The organism is Cutibacterium modestum (assembly GCF_008326345.1).
GTDB classification, from domain to species: Bacteria; Actinomycetota; Actinomycetes; order Propionibacteriales; family Propionibacteriaceae; genus Cutibacterium; species Cutibacterium modestum.
Genome location: NZ_BJEN01000002.1, coordinates 525,927 through 542,957, shown reverse-complemented (window position 1 = coordinate 542,957; position 17,031 = coordinate 525,927). Strand labels below are relative to the sequence as shown.

At 62.0% G+C, this 17,031-nt stretch carries 16 protein-coding genes and 3 pseudogenes; 7 read left to right on the top strand and 12 right to left on the bottom strand.

What is annotated here, in order from left to right; all coding sequences use genetic code 11:
- The first annotated feature begins 13 nt into the window (after positions 1 to 13).
- Positions 14 to 1,444, top strand: a complete 1,431-nt coding sequence (locus tag F1563_RS07205; protein WP_002528923.1) for an L-serine ammonia-lyase — start codon at positions 14 to 16, stop codon at positions 1,442 to 1,444.
- A gap of 202 nt (positions 1,445 to 1,646) precedes the next feature.
- Positions 1,647 to 2,747 (top strand): ABC transporter ATP-binding protein, encoded by a 1,101-nt coding sequence (locus F1563_RS07195; RefSeq protein WP_002528924.1) that lies wholly within the window; start codon positions 1,647 to 1,649, stop codon positions 2,745 to 2,747.
- A gap of 62 nt (positions 2,748 to 2,809) precedes the next feature.
- Here F1563_RS07195 and F1563_RS07190 read toward each other — a convergent pair whose 3' ends face one another.
- From F1563_RS07190 to F1563_RS07155, 8 genes and pseudogenes are all read right to left on the bottom strand, one after another.
- Positions 2,810 to 3,163 (bottom strand): hypothetical protein, encoded by a 354-nt coding sequence (locus F1563_RS07190; RefSeq protein ID WP_002528925.1) that lies wholly within the window; start codon positions 3,161 to 3,163, stop codon positions 2,810 to 2,812.
- A pseudogene (locus tag F1563_RS07185) lies at positions 3,156 to 3,683 on the bottom strand (Asp23/Gls24 family envelope stress response protein). The gene F1563_RS07190 and the pseudogene F1563_RS07185 overlap by 8 nt, the downstream one beginning before the upstream one ends.
- The gene (locus tag F1563_RS07180; RefSeq protein ID WP_002513122.1) at positions 3,674 to 4,249 is read right to left on the bottom strand and encodes an RNA polymerase sigma factor; all 576 of its coding nucleotides are present in this window, start codon (positions 4,247 to 4,249) and stop codon (positions 3,674 to 3,676) included. The pseudogene F1563_RS07185 and the gene F1563_RS07180 overlap by 10 nt, the downstream one beginning before the upstream one ends.
- A 57-nt stretch (positions 4,250 to 4,306) precedes the next feature.
- On the bottom strand, positions 4,307 to 5,023 hold the full coding sequence (amaP, locus tag F1563_RS07175) for an alkaline shock response membrane anchor protein AmaP (protein ID WP_002513121.1): 717 nt from the start codon (positions 5,021 to 5,023) through the stop codon (positions 4,307 to 4,309).
- Positions 5,020 to 5,574, bottom strand: a complete 555-nt coding sequence (locus tag F1563_RS07170) for a DUF6286 domain-containing protein (protein WP_002528927.1) — start codon at positions 5,572 to 5,574, stop codon at positions 5,020 to 5,022. Before F1563_RS07170 ends, amaP begins: the two co-directional genes overlap by 4 nt.
- 1 nt (position 5,575) lies before the next feature.
- Complete coding sequence (locus F1563_RS07165; protein WP_002513119.1) at positions 5,576 to 5,989, bottom strand: Asp23/Gls24 family envelope stress response protein; 414 nt, start codon at positions 5,987 to 5,989, stop codon at positions 5,576 to 5,578.
- The gene (locus F1563_RS07160) at positions 5,989 to 6,174 is read right to left on the bottom strand and encodes a DUF2273 domain-containing protein (protein ID WP_002513118.1); all 186 of its coding nucleotides are present in this window, start codon (positions 6,172 to 6,174) and stop codon (positions 5,989 to 5,991) included. Before F1563_RS07160 ends, F1563_RS07165 begins: the two co-directional genes overlap by 1 nt.
- Before the next feature lie 11 nt (positions 6,175 to 6,185).
- A complete protein-coding gene (locus F1563_RS07155) occupies positions 6,186 to 6,722 on the bottom strand; it encodes an Asp23/Gls24 family envelope stress response protein (protein ID WP_002513117.1) in 537 nt (178 codons plus the stop codon).
- Positions 6,723 to 6,889: 167 nt separating this feature from the next.
- Here F1563_RS07155 and F1563_RS07150 point away from each other — a divergent pair.
- Both F1563_RS07150 and F1563_RS07145 read left to right on the top strand, forming a co-directional pair.
- A pseudogene (locus tag F1563_RS07150) lies at positions 6,890 to 8,041 on the top strand (trans-sulfuration enzyme family protein).
- A 70-nt stretch (positions 8,042 to 8,111) separates the two neighbouring features.
- Positions 8,112 to 9,509 carry a DUF4032 domain-containing protein gene (locus F1563_RS07145; RefSeq protein WP_171015288.1) on the top strand — a complete coding sequence of 466 codons (1,398 nt, stop codon included), beginning with the start codon at positions 8,112 to 8,114 and terminating at the stop codon, positions 9,507 to 9,509.
- 10 nt (positions 9,510 to 9,519) lie between these two features.
- Here the strand turns inward: F1563_RS07145 and F1563_RS07140 are convergent, their stop codons facing one another.
- Positions 9,520 to 9,738: a hypothetical protein gene (locus F1563_RS07140; protein ID WP_002521172.1), complete on the bottom strand. Its 219-nt coding sequence runs from the start codon at positions 9,736 to 9,738 to the stop codon at positions 9,520 to 9,522.
- Between the two features lie 47 nt (positions 9,739 to 9,785).
- Between F1563_RS07140 and cysS the strand changes: the two genes are divergently transcribed.
- Both cysS and rlmB read left to right on the top strand, forming a co-directional pair.
- The gene (cysS, locus tag F1563_RS07135; RefSeq protein WP_002513112.1) at positions 9,786 to 11,216 is read left to right on the top strand and encodes a cysteine--tRNA ligase; all 1,431 of its coding nucleotides are present in this window, start codon (positions 9,786 to 9,788) and stop codon (positions 11,214 to 11,216) included.
- Between the two features lie 13 nt (positions 11,217 to 11,229).
- A complete protein-coding gene (gene rlmB / locus F1563_RS07130; RefSeq protein ID WP_002513111.1) occupies positions 11,230 to 12,186 on the top strand; it encodes a 23S rRNA (guanosine(2251)-2'-O)-methyltransferase RlmB in 957 nt (318 codons plus the stop codon).
- Here the strand turns inward: rlmB and F1563_RS14625 are convergent.
- Both F1563_RS14625 and F1563_RS14620 read right to left on the bottom strand, forming a co-directional pair.
- A pseudogene (locus tag F1563_RS14625) lies at positions 12,113 to 13,174 on the bottom strand (DUF2264 domain-containing protein). The gene rlmB and the pseudogene F1563_RS14625 overlap by 74 nt on opposite strands.
- Positions 13,089 to 13,961, bottom strand: a complete 873-nt coding sequence (locus F1563_RS14620; protein ID WP_002546652.1) for a DUF2264 domain-containing protein — start codon at positions 13,959 to 13,961, stop codon at positions 13,089 to 13,091. The pseudogene F1563_RS14625 and the gene F1563_RS14620 overlap by 86 nt, the downstream one beginning before the upstream one ends.
- 161 nt (positions 13,962 to 14,122) lie before the next feature.
- Between F1563_RS14620 and hylB the strand changes: the two genes are divergently transcribed.
- Positions 14,123 to 16,564: a hyaluronate lyase HylB gene (gene hylB / locus F1563_RS07110; RefSeq protein WP_002513107.1), complete on the top strand. Its 2,442-nt coding sequence runs from the start codon at positions 14,123 to 14,125 to the stop codon at positions 16,562 to 16,564.
- A gap of 53 nt (positions 16,565 to 16,617) precedes the next feature.
- Here the strand turns inward: hylB and F1563_RS07105 are convergent, their stop codons facing one another.
- Positions 16,618 to 16,950 (bottom strand): NAD(P)-dependent oxidoreductase, encoded by a 333-nt coding sequence (locus tag F1563_RS07105; protein ID WP_002513106.1) that lies wholly within the window; start codon positions 16,948 to 16,950, stop codon positions 16,618 to 16,620.
- Positions 16,951 to 17,031: the final 81 nt, after the last annotated feature.

Below are 17,031 nucleotides of genomic sequence, written 5' to 3'. Positions count from 1 at the left end.
CAAAATTGATGGCGTGGCAGTCAGTGTTTTCGACATCTTCAAGGTCGGCATCGGCCCGTCCAGTTCTCATACCGTCGGCCCCATGCGAGCCGCCCGGATCTTCGTAACTGATCTGGCTAAGTCACCGGTGTGGCCAGAGGTCACCCGCGTGCGCGCTGAACTCTTCGGATCGCTGGGAGCGACCGGGCACGGACACGGATCTGAGGCCGCTGTCCTGCTGGGCCTCGAAGGCGAGGATCCGGCCACCGTCGACACGGATCAGACTCCGGCTCGAGCCGCCACCATCGTCAACGGCGGTTGCATCACCCTGGATGCTGCCCATAGCGGTCGGGAGGTTTCCTTCGACGTCACGACGGACCTCGTCCTTCATTGCAACCGGTCGCTACCCTTCCACCCCAATGGCATGACGTTTACCGCCTGGTCTGGTCAGGACGTCGTGGTTGAGCGCACCTTCTACTCCATCGGCGGCGGTTTCGTCGTTGAACATGGAGAGGACGAGCACCCCGCCATCGTACGGGACTCCGCGCCGGTCCCTTACCCCTTCAAGACCGGCACGGAGCTCCTCCAGCAGTGCTCGGACTACCGGATGAGCATCCCCGAGGTCGCAATGGCCAATGAGATGACCCTCAGAGACGAGGAAGAGGTGCGAGGCCAGCTCCTTGACATCTGGGCAGTCATGCATGCCTGCGTCGAGCGCGGTTGCTCGCGCGCCGGCGTTCTTCCGGGCGGTCTGCATGTGCGCCGCCGCGCCATGAAGATGCACCGTGATCTTGTCACCCGAGAGCGGATCACTCCAGGCAAACCAGAACCGTTTGGTTCGGTCGACTGGCTGACGGTGTGGGCCCTAGCTGTCAACGAAGAGAACGCCGCAGGTGGCCGTATTGTCACCGCACCGACCAACGGCGCCGCCGGCATCATCCCGTCCTGCCTGCACTTTGCGGTGAAGTTCCTCTCCCCCGGTTCGGACATCGATTCGGGCACGCCAGGCGTCGATACCGGTGACGACGACCTCATCGTTGACTTTCTGCTAGCAGCTGGCGCCGTCGGGGAGATTTACCAACAGTCCGCGTCGATCTCCGGGGCCGAGGTCGGGTGCCAGGGTGAGGTCGGCGTAGCATGCTCAATGGCTGCGGCTGGTCTGGCTCAGGTCATGGGCGGGACGCCGGCCCAGGTCTGCAACGCCGCCGAGATCGGCCTAGAGCATCACCTCGGGCTCACCTGCGACCCCGTCGGCGGTCTGGTACAGATCCCTTGTATTGAACGCAATGCGCTAGGCGCTATCAAGGCCGTCACGGCTTCCCGCCTAGCGATGGCTGGGGACGGCTCTCAGATTGTCAGCCTGGATCAGGTCATGAAGACGATGATGGAGACCGGGCGCGACATGAAGGTGAAGTACAAGGAGACGGCGCGCGGCGGTTTGGCCGTGAACATCGTTGAGTGCTAACAGCCCCTACCCGCACGCCGGAAATTCGCCACTTGACAAGGATAATCACCCCGGATTCATCCCCCGCCCCACCTTTGTAGTTCGTGTCCATTATGATCGGTTCTGGTTTTTCGAAGCCTCGGAGAGCCCCGGTGACATCCGTCGCCGATTTTCCACAACGGATCGTCGGGCACGTACCTGCCCGTGGAAAGGAACAACGGTTATGGCAACCGTGCAATATAAGGAGGCGACTCGGGTTTACCCGGGCACCGATCGCGCAGCCGTCAGCAAGCTCAACCTCAACATTGGCGACGGGGAGTTCATGGTCCTCGTCGGACCTTCTGGCTGTGGTAAGTCGACCTCCCTGCGAATGTTGGCCGGCCTCGAAGAGGTCAACGCCGGCTCCATATGGATCGGGGACCGTGACGTCACCGACCTACCCCCAAAGGACCGTGACATCGCCATGGTCTTCCAGAACTACGCCCTGTACCCCCACATGACCGTGGCCGACAATATGGGCTTCGCCCTTAAGATGCAGAACGTGCCAAAGGCTGAGCGTCAGCAGCGCGTCCTGGAGGCCGCCAAGCTCCTGGGCCTAGAGGACTTCCTCAACCGTAAGCCAAAGGCGCTTTCCGGTGGTCAGCGTCAGCGCGTCGCCATGGGCCGTGCCATTGTTCGTAACCCGCAGGTCTTCCTCATGGATGAGCCGCTGTCGAATCTTGACGCCAAGCTGCGCGTCCAGACCCGTACCCAGATTGCCGCTCTACAACAGCGCCTCGGCGTAACCACCGTCTATGTGACCCACGACCAAGTCGAGGCCATGACGATGGGCGACCGCGTTGCCGTCATGAAAGACGGCGTGCTGCAGCAAGTGGACTCTCCCCTCGCCCTGTACGACACCCCGAAGAACCTCTTCGTCGCTGGTTTCATCGGGTCGCCCGCCATGAATCTCATGGAGGGCGATGTCGTTGACGGCGGCGTCAAGCTCGGCGACTACATCATCCCGGTTTCTCGCGACGTCCTTGTCAAGGCCCCAAACGAAACCAAACTGACCCTTGGCATCCGCCCAGAAAGCTTCACCCTCGCCAATGAAGGCATCGGATTGGACGTTGCCGTCGTGGAGGAGCTCGGAGCTGACGCCTACCTGTACGGCTCTCTCGTCGGATCCGGTGAGCAAGCTTCGATCGAGAACGGCGAGGCTCACCAGGTCGTTGCTCGTATCTCTTCACGTCGTCCTCCGCAGCGTGGCGAGCAGGTGCGTCTGGGCGTCAACCCGGCTGCCGTCCACGTCTTCAGTCAAGAGACCACTGAGCGCATCTCCTGACTCTCGATGAACGCCACGAGGCCCCAGTACATCCGTGGGCCTCGTCGTCTCAGAGGTTCAGATCATTCGTTATTGGGCTCAACCTTGGAAACGACGACGTCTACCTTCCCTGGAGCGCGCCCGGATTGGGTAATGGCGGTGAAAACACGATGACGAAGATCCTGTGTTAATTGCACGATAGGCACCGTCAGGTCGACGGTAACCTCCACCTCCACATCACTGTGCCCATCCTCCTCACTGATCCGTATCGCTGAGCGGCCGTCATTACCGAAACGACGCCACCACGGTTTGACGAGTCGCGTCACCCCGGGGGTGTTACAGACTGTCGTGACGATGACCCCCGCTAGGTCATCAACAGCTTTTTCGCCCGTCAGCAGCGTCCCGGAGACGATGATGTCGTTTTCTAACTCAGACATGGATATCCTCCACGAAGATGTCGATAGCTTCCGGACGACCACCAAGCTCGCGGGTCATCGCCATTGAAATGCGATAGCGCACTCTCTCGGCGCAATCAGGTATCGGTATCCCTCGTGCGACGGATAGACCAATGCGAAGTCTCAACGGGGTGTGAGGAACCGAGAACCGAATCCGATTGAGTCTCCCATCCTCGCAGTCGGCGAGGCTGTTACGCACAATCGTGGCCAGCACGGTCTCCCGAATCTTCCACCTGGCCACCATCGTCATTGGCAACACAGTGTCGCGGCGACAGGTCAGCACTGTATGACCTCCACGCTGACTCCAGCTTCAGCGGATCGACGACCACCTTCGTCTGCGCGTGCTCAGCGACCGTGTCGTCACGCAGCTGGTCAGCACGAAAAGCCTCAGTGCGCACGGATTGGCAAACTGGGCGCTCGACCTCATGTTCGATAGGAGGCTGCGTCGCTCTCTCTCCCAGACACGGTTCATGTCCGCACCACACGCGAGCTTCACCTCCATGGCTCCATTTCCTTCGCGATGGTAGCCCTTGCCCGAGCCAAACGGCCTCGGATGGTAGACAGTGGCAATTCCTCAATATCGGCAATCTCGGCATATCCGAGGCCATCTATCTGGGCCATTATCCAGATACGTCGCTGGTTATCCGGCAACCCGGCGACACCCTTTCGCAGCGCCATCATTGCGGCATCTCTGGTGTGAGCCCTCGCTGGATCCTGCTTGGAGCCGATCCTCACCGCAACCTCTTCCGGAGGCACTGGGTCGGTAGCGCGCCTGCCTGCGTTTCTAATAACTTCTCGGCACCGATTGCGGGCGATAGTGTATATCCACGCTCTGAACCTGGTCTGGTCGTCGAGGCCAGGCAGTTTTTGCCAGGCGGTGAGCAGAACGTCCTGGACAGCATCTTCAGCGTCGATCGTGGCCGGCAGGTTATTGTGGCAGAATCTCAACAGCCGCCCGCCCCACGATTCAACGAGGCGAGCGTAAGCGCCGGCATCTCCGTCCTGAGCAGCGCGAATATCTGCCAGAACGGCCTCATCGCCACCGGGACCGTCGACTCCGCTGACCATGACTTGACGCTAGCAGTGGTCGAGGCCAACTTCCGTGTCCTCGACCACGAACGCACTTCAGGCGAGCATCTTCCCCTCACGGGTCCTCGGCTTGGCCCGGTCGGACTTCTCCTTAAGGAATGTCGGTTTCGGCATCAGACTGGCGGGAAGACTGTCTTCCGAATCATCAACGTTGGGCACCTCGGTCACACCGACGTGGCTCACACCCATTCCGGCAACGTGGGCCCCGGTACGCAGCTTCGTCCCGAACCGCACCAACTTCGTATCCAAGGTTGTCTCGACGTCGCGAGCTACCTCAGACTCCAACCGGTCAACGAGCTTTCTCACGTCGGTACGGTCATCAATGTCGATCTGAACCATCATCTCGGGAGCCACGCGGGCCCCGAAGAACTTCACGCTGGCGCTGCTAACGCCAGGGAACTCCTCGATCTGCTCCTCGATAGCCCTTCCCAGGGCATCGGTGGACAGCACCGTTGAGCCATGATCCGTCTCGTGGCTAATGCCGTAGGTGCGGGCCCGATTGCTCGACGAAAACTGGCGCAGCAGCCAAATCAAACCGATCACCGCGGCTAGAACGCCGATGATAAGCAAGGCCCACGATGCGTAGTCAGTTCGCCATACCTTCGGCACGTCGATGATAGGAGCATCGGGTTTGGGCTGCCGCCATCCCCATGACGAGGCGACGTTAAACCGCACCAGCATGAACCACGCAACCACCAACAGACCGATGATCCCGACGATGGCGAGTCGTGTTCTATTTGCGCGGCCCCTCATCGCAACCTCACTTTCACCTTCGGGGGCTGTTTCAGCCCCAGCGAATCAACGCGGTCAGCGATCCTCGTCATGAGCTGCTCTCGCATCACTTCTGGGTCCTTGACGGCAGTCTCGACGTCAACCCTGAGAGTGTTGACGCGGCGTTTCACTGCTGACGACGCGACACCGTCTTCCTCGTCAAGCCAGCGAGACAACCAACCTGTCAGGTCAGAGTTGTCCATGACGACCTCCCGATTGTCAGGAGCACCCTCGCCCGGTTCGAGAAGCACCCCGGAGGTCCGCCCAGGTTTCAAGGCCCAGATCAGCAACAGCAGCGCAATGACGCCGATAACAATGGCCACTGTCAGAGCAGTGCTGTTCAGCCATGTCACGGTGGTCATGTGACCACGCCCCCAGGCCAACCATCCCGGCAAGGATCCGTGCTGGAGTCGTTGAATGGCAGCAATGATGGCCACCACCCCGGCTGCCACGAGCAAGACGGCAAGAATCGTCACCGGAACCGTCCGGGAAGGGCGACGAATGAGAGGCGGGGACATGTATTGCCTACTCATCTCAGGTCAACTCCTTCGTCGTCAAAGTCTTACTGACGACCCGGCTTACCAGGATGTCGATCGTGCCGATATCCACACCGGACAGTTTCGGCACCTGCTCGGTCAATCGGGCTCGAAGATCGTCACACTGAGCCTGGACGGGGGCGGGGTAGCCAATGGCAACCTCCACCTCAAGATCAGCCGTACGACCGGTGAGGACCGCGCTAACCTTCGGACCTCGGTCGAAGTCGGCACGCGATCCTGACCCGAAGAAAGACGAGATGGGAGCCCCGAAACCCTCACTCTGAGCCGCCACGCGAGCGGCGATCTTCTCGACAACCGCTGTGGTGACTGTCAGGGCTCCACGACTAGCCTTCTCACGGTTGTGGACCGCCAGCGAGGGCACCGAACGTACGCGTGTGGTGCCGGCGGACATCAGCGGTTCCGTTGACTTGGTTTGCCGAAGATGTCATGCACGTCGAGCTGGCCGTCAATGATCCGGCCAATGATGAGACCGAGTAGCCCCAGCACGAAGACGACGATGGTCTGCCACACGCCGACACAGACCGCAATCACACCCAACAGCAGTCCAACGAGTGCTCCGATGCGTGACGCATTCATAGTGTGACCTCTCAAGAAAGCTCGGTGTTCTTATGCTGGTTGGCAGCCTGAGCATGCTGCTCGTCGTCATCATCCTCACCCTGGATGTAGACATCGGTAACCTGGACGTTTACCTCAACCACCTCAAGGCCGGTGCCGTACTCAACAGCGTCAATGATGGTTTCGCGAAGTTTATTGGCGACCTCAACGACCGAGTAGCCGTATTCAATAACCACCGATAGATCGATAGCACACTGGCGCTCACCTTTCTCGACCTGGACTCCGTTCGACACATTGGTGGTCGATCCGGGGATGCGATCGGTGATGGAGCTGAGCATACGGCGCCCAGCCGAGCCCATAGCGTGCACGCCAGGGACCTCACGACAGGCGATGCCAGCGATCTTCTGGACGACCTGCTCAGCGATAAGGGTCGAGCCGTGATCGGTGTGCAAAGGGGAGGGGGGTAGGGTCTCCTTCTCCTTGGACCTCGTCTCCAGCAGGTTCTCGGTCTTTGCGGCGTCGGACTTGGTGGAGTCGGTCTTCGCGGAGGCGGTATTGTTGTCAGCCATATCGGCTCATCTCCATTTCGATGTGGGGGACTTTCATACATAAGGATGCCTCACACGAGAATTCGTCACGGCGAATCCAAAAGTTGGTCGAAATATTTCCAATGCCTCATCTCGGCTACCCTCAAAATCACCCGATGACAGGAGGGGCCATGCCGACGTCCACCACTATGCAGGGACTGACGACCGGGTTGTGTTCAGACCATGACCACTCCAGCGTCATCCCGCCAGCCTTCCTCTTCTCGAATTATTTCTACGACACTTTCGGGGAATGCCCGCCCTTTGACTACGGGCGAGGAGGCAATCCAACCCGGGCGTTGCTCGCCGACACTTTGACGACCCTTGAAGGTAGCGCAGGAGCTGTCGTCACCTCATCAGGAATGTCGGCGGTAATTCTGGTGCTGCAAGCCTTCGTACCGATTGGCGGCCACATCGTCGCTCCGCACGACTGTTACGGCGGCACCTGACGCATCCTTGACACGTGGGCCGCCGCTGGTCGTCTGAGCGTCGATTGGGTCAACGAAACTGATTTTGACGCCCTGCGCACCGCTCTGGAGCCTCCTACTGATCTGCTCTTGGTGGAGACTCCATCGAACCCTCTACTGCGCATCACCGACATCGCAGCGGCAGCTGAATTAGCGCACTCCTCTGCTGGGAAGCGCACCGTTGTTGCCGTCGATAACACCTTCTGCTCACCGATTCTGCAACAGCCACTCAGCCTTGACGCTGATCTCGTTATTGCCTCTGACACCAAGTTCCTTAACGGTCACTCCGACGTCATCGGCGGCTCGGTGGTCGCCGCGAACCAACAAGACGTCGACCTGATAGCCTTCCACGCCAACATGATGGGGCTGACGGCCTCCCCGCTGGATTCCTGGCTGACCTTGCGAGGTTTGCGAACCCTTGGTGTGAGGATGCAGGCTCACTGCGCGAACGCCGCTCGGATGGTGGAGATTCTCCAAAGTCACCAGGCCGTCACAGCCGTCTATTGGCCTGGCCTGCCCAACCACCCCGGCCATGAGTTGGCCGCCCGCCAACAGAAGAACTTCGAGTCCCTGCTGAGCTTCGAACTGGCCGGTGGCCGAGCATCCGTCGAGGCTTTTATGACCGGGCTGAAGGGGTTTATCCTCGCGGAATCCCTGGGCGGGGTGGAGTCCCTGGTCTGCCACCCGGCGACGATGACCCACGCCGCCATGAGTCAGGAGGCTCGGGACGCAGCGGGGGTCACCGACGCCATGATTCGGATGAGCCCAGGAATCGATCCTGTTAATGACCTCGCGATCTGCCTGTCCGAAGCCCTCGATCGGGCCACGACTGTCTGAAATTCCTCTCGAATCCCCCCTGACTAGGCCCCACACCACCCAACCGGAGTGCGAGTGGCAGACTATTTCCGTGACCCGTTTCCTCAGCGCGAAGCCCGACTCCCGCCTGCTTCCGTTGCCGTGGAGTACACCGCTGGCACAATGGCCACAGGAGCGACTAGTCGCGCTGCCCCGGGGTATCTCTCGTCACGTGGTGCGGTTCATCACGATCGGCGACGATGTCTATGCCGCCAAGGAAGTCGTTGAACACCTGGCGATTCACGAATACCGCTTGCTACACGACCTCACGCGGCTCGATACCCCGTCAGTCGAGCCCATCGGCGTCATCACTGACCGCGTCGCACCCAATGGTGAGCCGCTGGAACCGATCATCCTTACCCGCCACCTACGGTTCTCGTTGCCTTACAGGTCCCTCTTCCATTCTGGTGTACGTCAAGGAACCGTCATGCGACTCCTGGACGCCCTCGTCGTCCTGCTTGTGCGGCTTCATCTGGTGGGCTTCTTATGGGGTGACATCTCGCTGTCGAATGTATTGTTCCGACGCGACGCCGAGGCCTTCGCCGCCTATCTGGTCGATGCGGAGACCGGTGAGTTGCACGATCGCCTGACCACCGGGCAGCGGGAACACGACCTACAGATCGCCCGGACGAATCTCTATGGCGAGTTCCTCGACCTTGAAGAAGGTGACATGCTCGATGATGCCCTTGACCCATTGGGCTTGGTGACGACTATTGAGGACCGCTATCACGACTTGTGGAACGAACTCACCGCGGCCGAGGAATTCGCCGGCGGCGACTACTCCCAGGTTGAGTCGCGGGTGCGTCGCCTCAACGCCCTTGGCTTCGACGTCGCCGAGCTGGACATCCAGACCTCACCGGACGGTCAGCGACTACGCATCCAACCCAAGGTTGTCGACGCCGGGCACCACCAGCGACGCTTGTTGCGTCTAACTGGCTTAGACACCGAGGAATTTCAGGCACGGCGTCTGCTCAACGACCTTGACACCTTCCGGGCGCGCAACGGACTCCAAGGGGACGACGAGGCCGTCGCAGCTCACCGCTGGCTCACTGAGTGTTTCGAGCCGGTCGTGCAGCAGATCCCTCCGGAACTTTCCCGGAAACGCGAACTCGCGCAGTTTTACCACGAGGTACTCGACTATCGGTGGTACGAATCCCAGCGTCAACAGCGGGAAGTTCCGCACGCCGAAGCGGCCCAGGGCTACGTACGGGACATCCTCGCCAAGCTGCCTGACGAGGCCATGAGCACGGAGTCCGTCGTACCAGTGGACGGTTCTCCAATGCGCAACGGACATGAATTGGTCAACGTCTACGACCCGTCACTCGGATACGTCGAGGATGAAGAGGGGGACGCCCCCTACGACCCGTGGGAGGCCCATGCTGAGGTCGTCGACGTGGAGTCCGCGTCGCGTCTCGATATCGACGCCTTACGCGCCCGGATGAAAAGTTAGATCAACCCAATTAATCTGAAAGCTTCGGTGGCGTCGTCACGGTGAAGGACCCCCACTGGGTGGCAGTTGCGGCGGCCGATGAGGTGGACTCAGACTTCGTCTCCGGCTCTTCAACCCCCTTGTCGGGGCGCGATCCAGGGACAACCGGCTTGATGGATTCACCCATTGCGGCCTCCAAAGCCCGGGCGATGGGGCTGGACGACGGTTTGTGTTTGCGGATCTCGGCCATACGGCCATGGTAGGCGATGGGTCGGGGACCACCGGTAACCTGGGAGCGTGACGCTTAAGCTTTACAACACCGCTACCCACGGCATCGAGACCTTCGAACCCTTTCGCGAGGGTCAGGTGTCGATTTACCACTGTGGCATGACGGTGCAGTCCAGTCCGCATCTGGGCCACATCCGCAAGGAGGTTGTCTTCGACGTCCTACGGCGCTGGCTGGAGTGTTCTGGCTACCAGGTGACCGTCGTCGCCAACGTCACCGATATTGACGACAAGATCCTCGCAAAGTCCGCCGCTACTGGCACCCCGTGGTGGGCCCACGCCTACCACTACGAAAACGAGCTTCATGCGGCGTACAAGGCGTTGGGATGCCGTCCACCGACCTATGAGCCTCGGGCTACCGGCCACATCCCGGAGATGATCGAGTTGGTCAAGACCCTCATCGACAAAGGTCACGCTTATCCCGCCCCCGACGGTTCTGGTGACGTCTACTTCGATGTTCGGGCCTGGCCCCGTTACGGGGAGTTGTCCGGGATGCGTGTCGACGAGATGAACCCAGCCGAAGATTCCGACCCGCGTGGCAAACGCGACCCGCGGGATTTTGCACTATGGAAGGGTCACAAGGAGGACGAGCCCGAAACAGCGTCGTGGATGTCCCCGTGGGGACGGGGTCGGCCGGGCTGGCACCTGGAGTGCTCGGCGATGTCCGGGAAGTATCTGGGTGAGACCTTCGACATTCACGGTGGCGGCATCGACTTGCGGTTCCCTCACCATGAAAATGAGCTAGCTCAGTCGGCAGCGGCGGGTCGTCCCTTCGCCCGTTACTGGATGCACAACGCCTGGGTGACGATGTCCGGGGAGAAGATGAGTAAGTCCCTGGGCAATACTGCCCAGGTGACTGAGGTCACCAAGGCCTACAGCCCACGCGCCGTCAGGTACTTTCTGTTGGCCCCGCATTATCGCTCCATGATCGAGTTCAGCCCCGCTGACGAAGGCACCAAGGGGTCTCTGGATGAGGCCACTAAGGCCATCGAACGCATCGATTCCTTTCTGGACCGAGCCGGCGACCTCGTCGGCGAGCAGGTGACGGCGTCGCAAGAGCTGCCGGCGGCATTCGTTACGGCGATGGATGACGACCTAGGCACTCCACAGGCGGTAGCGGCCCTGTTCAGCCAGATCACCGAGGGCAATAAGTCCGTGTCGACCTGCGATGTCGAGGCCACCCGTCACCACCTGGCCCGTGTAAAGGCAATGCTCGCGGTGTTTGGACTCGATCCGCAGGCCCCCGAGTGGGCCGACGTCGCAGGCAGCGACGACCGGTTAGAGCCGGTCGTTGACGGCTTGGTGCATGCCATGCTGGAGCAGCGTGCCGAGGCTCGTGCCCGCAAGGATTGGGCTACAGCTGACGCCATCCGCGACACCTTGACAAACCTTGGATTGACGATCGAGGACACCCCCGCTGGCGCCCATTGGTCGCTGAGCTGACAAGGAGACTGACATGGCAGGAAATTCTCAGCGGCGCGGCGCAGGGCACAAGGGCAAGAGTTCGGCTGTTGGCTCTGGCGGACGAGGCCGCAAGGCTCTCAAAGGCCGAGGCCCCACCCCCAAGGCGGAGGACCGCGTTTACCACAAGGCGTATAAGGCCAAGCAGGAGAGGTTGGCCCGCGCCGCGGCCCGCAAACCGGCGAAGTCCAAAGGGGCAGGCCCGGAGTGGGTCATCGGTCGCAATCCTGTACTCGAGGCCCTTCACGTCGGCCTTCCAGTACGCACTGCTTACGTCGCCGAAGGAGCTGAGCATGACTCGCGGCTGAGGGAGATCCTCACCTTCGCTGCTGATCATGGCATCGCATTGATGCAGGCCACTCGTGGCGAACTCGACCGTATGACAGGTGGGTCCAACCATCAGGGAGTGGCCCTGCGCCTACCCGAATACGAGTACGCGACCGTGGACGACCTTATCGCAGCTGGCAACCAGACCTACCACGGTGGGCTCATAGTAGCCCTCGACAAGGTCACCGATCCGCGCAATCTGGGGGCGATCATCCGCTCGGCTGCCGCCTTTGGTGCTCAGGGGGTGCTCATCCCGTCGCGTCGCTCGGCCTCGATGACGGCAGCGGCGTGGAAGACCTCAGCTGGGGCAGCCGCACGCGTACCGGTGGCGATGGCCTCGAACCTCAACCAGGCCCTCGGCAAGTTCGCTGCGACTGGCTGGATGATCGTCGGGCTGGCCGGTGAGGCCGACTCCGACATCGCCGCCGCTCCGGGTCTGGACGGCCCGCTGGTGCTCGTCGTCGGCTCAGAGGGAGAGGGCTTGGCCCGTCTCACCCGGCAGTCCTGCGACGTGCTGACGTCGATCCCGATCAGCAGTGATGTCGAATCCCTCAACGCCTCGGTGGCAGCGTCGATCGCGCTGTACGAGGCGTCGAGGGTGCGTGGGAGTGCATCGGAGGACTGAGGCTCACGGCGGGCTGTCCCGGGAAGGTCACCGTCACCGAGTCGTCAGCCACGTCGATCTGCGGATGGGGGCCACACATCCCGAGCCCGACGAGGGCGATGTAAGGTCCACTGCCCGCATGGGCGTCTCCATCTGCTCGACGGTCGTCGCCTCTGACAGCCCCGTGACCGCCTGAGCCGTCAGCCGTTGCCTGTACTGCCACGGCGTCACTGGTTCGAGGAAGGAATCCGGTCCCTGTTCGGGGTCAGTCGGCCAACCCGGCCACGACGACGGATGCCACCGGTACGTCCTCGTCGAACCAGGCACAACGCACCTCGATTCCTTGGTGACAGACCTGGGCACACACGATGCGCGGGCCCAGGTCGGACTCACCACGCGCGCCGTAGCCCACTTGGGAATCCGGTTCGACCTTGATCCAGTGAACCTGCCAGGAGGATTGCCCGACGAGGACGTCCCCGAGCTGTTCCAACCGGTCGACGTGCTGGCCCGATCTGCACGAAACCCGCCCCTTCGCATCGCGCAGAGCGACCACATTGGCAACAGGTTGCAGGGTCCACTCCCCCGCCTGTGCTGGGGCCGTCACGGTGGAAAAGCCGAGAGACGTGTACAGGGGTGCCTCACTGACAAGGTCTGCCTCGTTCTCACCATCGGTACCGATGTTGAGCACACGAACCACGCCGTCGGCTGACGTTCCGCTGACCATCCATCCCGGCGTGGAAATGAGGCGATGGGTGTCCTCCTTCTCCACCGGCAGAGCCTCCTCCTCAGCTGCCCATACCAGGTGGTCGGCAGGCAGGGCTAGACCGAGCATCCCCTTGGAGGCCCAGTAGGGGGATCCCACACCGAAGTAGAACTGGGCCATCGGGCGGAATTCCCCGAACCAGCCCATGGTGAGGATGCCGTCAGCGCCCGCTCCTCGATCGAGGAAATGCCTTACGGTTCCCGAGCAGATACGCCTCGTCAGTCCGGGGGGACACTGGATAAACACCCATGAAGGTTCCGGCCCACAGCGGCGCGCAGGTGCACCACCGGTAGATGAGGCTACGTCCCTGGATGAGAGGAGCGGTACCTCCGTGGCCGTCCAGATCAGCTCCGACGAGGAAGGGGACGTCCTCAAGGTATCTCCTCAACCTGGGCCCGTGAACGGTGGCGAAGTCTCTGCTAAGATCCCAGGTCGGGTCCATGAGGGTCCACAGGGCCGGCAGAGTCTCCATGGCCCATCCGACATAGTGGTCGTAGCAGCGCCTCGGTCCGTCGCTGATCCAACCGTCGGTGCGGTACCAGTCCTCGTGACGTTCGAGGTGCTCGCGGACGAGGGCCTCGTCCCAGTCGGCACCGAGGCCTCGCAGGAAGGTCTCGACGATGACCTGGAACCAGATCCAGTTGTTGTCGGGGATCTCGGGATTGCGCACGTCCTGAAACCACTCGACGGCCTGCTCCTGGGTCCGCTGAGAGAGCTGATCCCAGATCCAGGGCTTGGTGAAGTGGAGCGTCAGGGCCAATGAACAGGCCTCGACAACGGCCTGCCAATGTTCAGATGGTCGCAGCCAGCGATCCTCGGCCCTCTGGTCGACGCCGGCGGCGACGCCTCCGGCCCACCACGACGCCAACTCTTCGAGCCCGTCGATGTCAGGGCCCAGTCCGCCCGGTTCCCCCGGCATCACAATCCGCCCGTGGCCTGGTGTTGCATGGCTCATGGCCGTCGTCACCAGACGATCAGCGAGATTGCACCAGTCCTCGCGTCCCCAATGGGTCAGTGGACTCCTCTGCGTCATGTCATCACACCCTGCCGCTCACCATCGAACTGTCGCGTAATTCGAGGATCAAAAATATGATGTCCAACTGGTGACAATGGTAACCGCTTTCCTGTAATGTTTCTGGAAAACAAACCTGTACGTGTGGCAGTGTTGCCACCCTCTCCCGAGGAGCGTGACCCTTGTTCGGCACCCCATCTCGACGAACCTTCCTCACCGCATCTGCGCTGTCAGCCATGGCGCTCGCCGCTTCTCCCACAGTGACGGACGCCATTGCCGCCCCCGGGCCCGACAGCTGGTCGGCGCTGTGCGAGCGATGGATCGACATCATCACCGGACGCAGAGCCGCCCGGACCTCTGACCCACGTGCCCGAGCGATCATCGCCAAGACCGACCGGAAGGTCGCCGAGATCCTCACCGACCTCGTATCCGGCTCGAGCCGTCAGACCGTTCTGATCTCGGCAGACCTCCGCAAGGAGCAGTCGCCCTTCATCACCAAGACAGCCCGAGCCATCGAGTCGATGGCCTGCGCCTGGGCCACACCCGGGTCCAGCTACCACAAGGATCCCGAAATCCTCTCCGCGTGCATCGAGGGGCTCAGGGACTTCTGCCGACTTCGGTACAACCCCTCCCAGGACGAGTATGGGAACTGGTGGGACTGGGAGGACGGCGCGTCAAGAGCTGTCGCCGATGTCATGTGCATCCTGCACGACGTCCTGCCGCCCGAGGTCATGTCCGCAGCGGCAGCCGGCATCGACCACTTCATCCCCGACCCCTGGTTCCAGCAGCCGGCGTCGGTCAAGCCCACTGCCAACCCCGTTCAGCCCGTGGTCTCGACAGGCGCGAATCGCATGGACCTGACCCGTGCCGTCATGTGCCGTTCCATCGCGACCGGCGACGAGAAGAGGCTGCGTCATGCCGTTGACGGATTGCCTGACGCCTGGCGCGTCACCACCGAAGGTGACGGTTTCCGTGCCGACGGCGGATTCATCCAGCACTCCCACATCCCCTACACCGGCGGCTACGGCGACGTCCTGTTCAGCGGACTGGCAATGCTCTTCCCGCTGGTCTCCGGGATGAGGTTCGACATCGTCGAATCGGCTCGTAAGGCTTTCCACGACCAGGTCGAACGCGGCTTCATCCCCGTCATGTACAACGGCCAGATCCTCGACGACGTGCGCGGCCGATCCATCTCGCGCATCAACGAGTCTGCCGCCATGCACGGCATCTCGATCGCCCGTGCCATGCTCATGATGGCTGATGCCCTGCCGACACACCGCGCCGAACAGTGGCGAGGGATCGTGCACGGTTGGATGGCTCGAAACACCTTCGATCACCTGTCCGAGCCGTCCACCCTTGTCGACATCTCCCTGTTCGACGCCGCCGCCAAGGCGCGCCCCGTCCCGGAGTCGTCGACGCCGAGCTACTTCGCGTCCATGGACCGTCTCGTCCACCGCACCGCGGACTGGCTAATCACCGTCTCCAACTGTTCGGATCGCATTGCCTGGTACGAGTACGGCAACGGGGAGAACGAATGGGCGTCCAGGACCAGCCAGGGAATGCGTTACCTCCTGCTGCCCGGAGACATGGGACAGTACGAGGACGGGTACTGGGCCACCGTCGACTACTCAGCACCGACGGGGACGACGGTGGACTCCACTCCGCTCAAACGCGCCGTCGGAGCCTCGTGGGCGGCCAAGACCCCGACCAACGAATGGTCCGGGGGCCTCGCATCGGGGTCGTGGTCTGCCGCCGCGTCCCACATCACCTCCCAGGACTCCGCCCTCAAGGCACGCCGCCTATGGGTGGGTCTGAAGGACGCCATGGTAGAGCTGACGACCGACGTGACCACCGACGCATCGCGGGCCATAACCGTCGTCGAGCACCGCAAGGTGGCCAGCTCGTCGACGAAACTCCTCGTCGACGGCAACCGGGTCTCATCCGCGACCTCCTTCCAGAACCCCCGGTGGGCCCATCTGGACGGAGTCGGCGGTTACGTCTTCGCCACTGACACCGATCTCTCCGCAGATGTGGCGACGAGAAAGGGAACGTGGATCGACGTCAATCCCTCCCGCAAGGTCAAGGGGGCTGACGAGGTCATCGAGCGCGCCTACGCATCCCTGCACGTCACCCACCACGATCGTCCAGTCGCGTGGGCGCTGCTTCCCACTGCCAGCCGTTCCCACACGATGGCCCTGGCCACGCGCCCAGGAGTCGAGCCGTTCACCGTGCTCCGGAATGACGCAACCGTCCAGGCCGTCCGCTCTGCGGGTGCCCTCTTGACGAAGGACCCCACTGTCGTCACCACCTTGGCTTTTTGGAAGCCAGCTACCTGCGGCGGCGTGGCAGTTAACCGTCCTGCGCTGGTGCAGACTCGGGAGAGCGCAAACCAAATGGAGGTCGTCATCGTCGAACCCACCCAGAAGAGGGGATCACTTACCGTAACTATTGAGGGAAGCTGGAAGGTCAAAACCGCAGATAGCCACGTTGATGTCAGCTGCGAAAACGCGGCCGGGACTCTGCATGTCGACACGGCGGGGCTAGGCGGCCAGTCCGTGCGAGTAACGCTGGCACGCCAGGTAACTCAAACTCCCTCCGGCGGCGGCCGCCACGACCGAGCCTGATGTGCCGCCTCACCTAACTAGATTGCCGCTAACCCAAGTCACGTCCCGCTTCATCAGGCACGCCCCGCGTACTGACCGACCGGGAATTCCCCGGCCACGGGGGCACCGGAAATGTAATTCGCCAGGTCATCGACCGCGCCGTCGCCGAGGCGGTGAAGCTCTCGTCCCATTGACCCGGCAGCGTGTGGGGTCAGGATGACGTTCGGCAGGGTCCACAATGGGGAGTCGGGCGCGTTGACCTCGGGGTCGGTCACGTCGATGATGGCGCTGATCCGGTCGCGCTGCAGTTCAGCGATGAGGGCGTCCTGATCACAGATGGCCCCGCGCGCAGTGTTGATGAAAGTCGCTCCGTCCTTCATCTTCGCGAAATCCTCAGCTCCCAGCATGTGGTAGGTCTGCGGCGTCGACGCCGAGTGCAGGGAGACGACGTCACGTCGCTACCGAGCTCTGCGCACCGCCATCGAGGC

Coding starts and splice junctions, on each gene's coding strand:
- F1563_RS07140 (WP_002521172.1), bottom strand. CDS start 9,738: ATGGCCGAGATCCGCAAACACAAACCGTCGTCCAGCCCCATCGCCCGG.
- F1563_RS07105 (WP_002513106.1), bottom strand. CDS start 16,950: ATGCTGGGAGCTGAGGATTTCGCGAAGATGAAGGACGGAGCGACTTTC.
- amaP (WP_002513121.1), bottom strand. CDS start 5,023: ATGAGGGGCCGCGCAAATAGAACACGACTCGCCATCGTCGGGATCATC.
- F1563_RS14620 (WP_002546652.1), bottom strand. CDS start 13,961: ATGACGCAGAGGAGTCCACTGACCCATTGGGGACGCGAGGACTGGTGC.
- F1563_RS07190 (WP_002528925.1), bottom strand. CDS start 3,163: ATGTCTGAGTTAGAAAACGACATCATCGTCTCCGGGACGCTGCTGACG.
- F1563_RS07155 (WP_002513117.1), bottom strand. CDS start 6,722: ATGGCTGACAACAATACCGCCTCCGCGAAGACCGACTCCACCAAGTCC.
- F1563_RS07160 (WP_002513118.1), bottom strand. CDS start 6,174: ATGAATGCGTCACGCATCGGAGCACTCGTTGGACTGCTGTTGGGTGTG.
- rlmB (WP_002513111.1), top strand. CDS start 11,230: ATGGCAGGAAATTCTCAGCGGCGCGGCGCAGGGCACAAGGGCAAGAGT.
- F1563_RS07195 (WP_002528924.1), top strand. CDS start 1,647: ATGGCAACCGTGCAATATAAGGAGGCGACTCGGGTTTACCCGGGCACC.
- F1563_RS07165 (WP_002513119.1), bottom strand. CDS start 5,989: ATGTCCGCCGGCACCACACGCGTACGTTCGGTGCCCTCGCTGGCGGTC.
- F1563_RS07170 (WP_002528927.1), bottom strand. CDS start 5,574: ATGAGTAGGCAATACATGTCCCCGCCTCTCATTCGTCGCCCTTCCCGG.
- F1563_RS07180 (WP_002513122.1), bottom strand. CDS start 4,249: ATGGTCAGCGGAGTCGACGGTCCCGGTGGCGATGAGGCCGTTCTGGCA.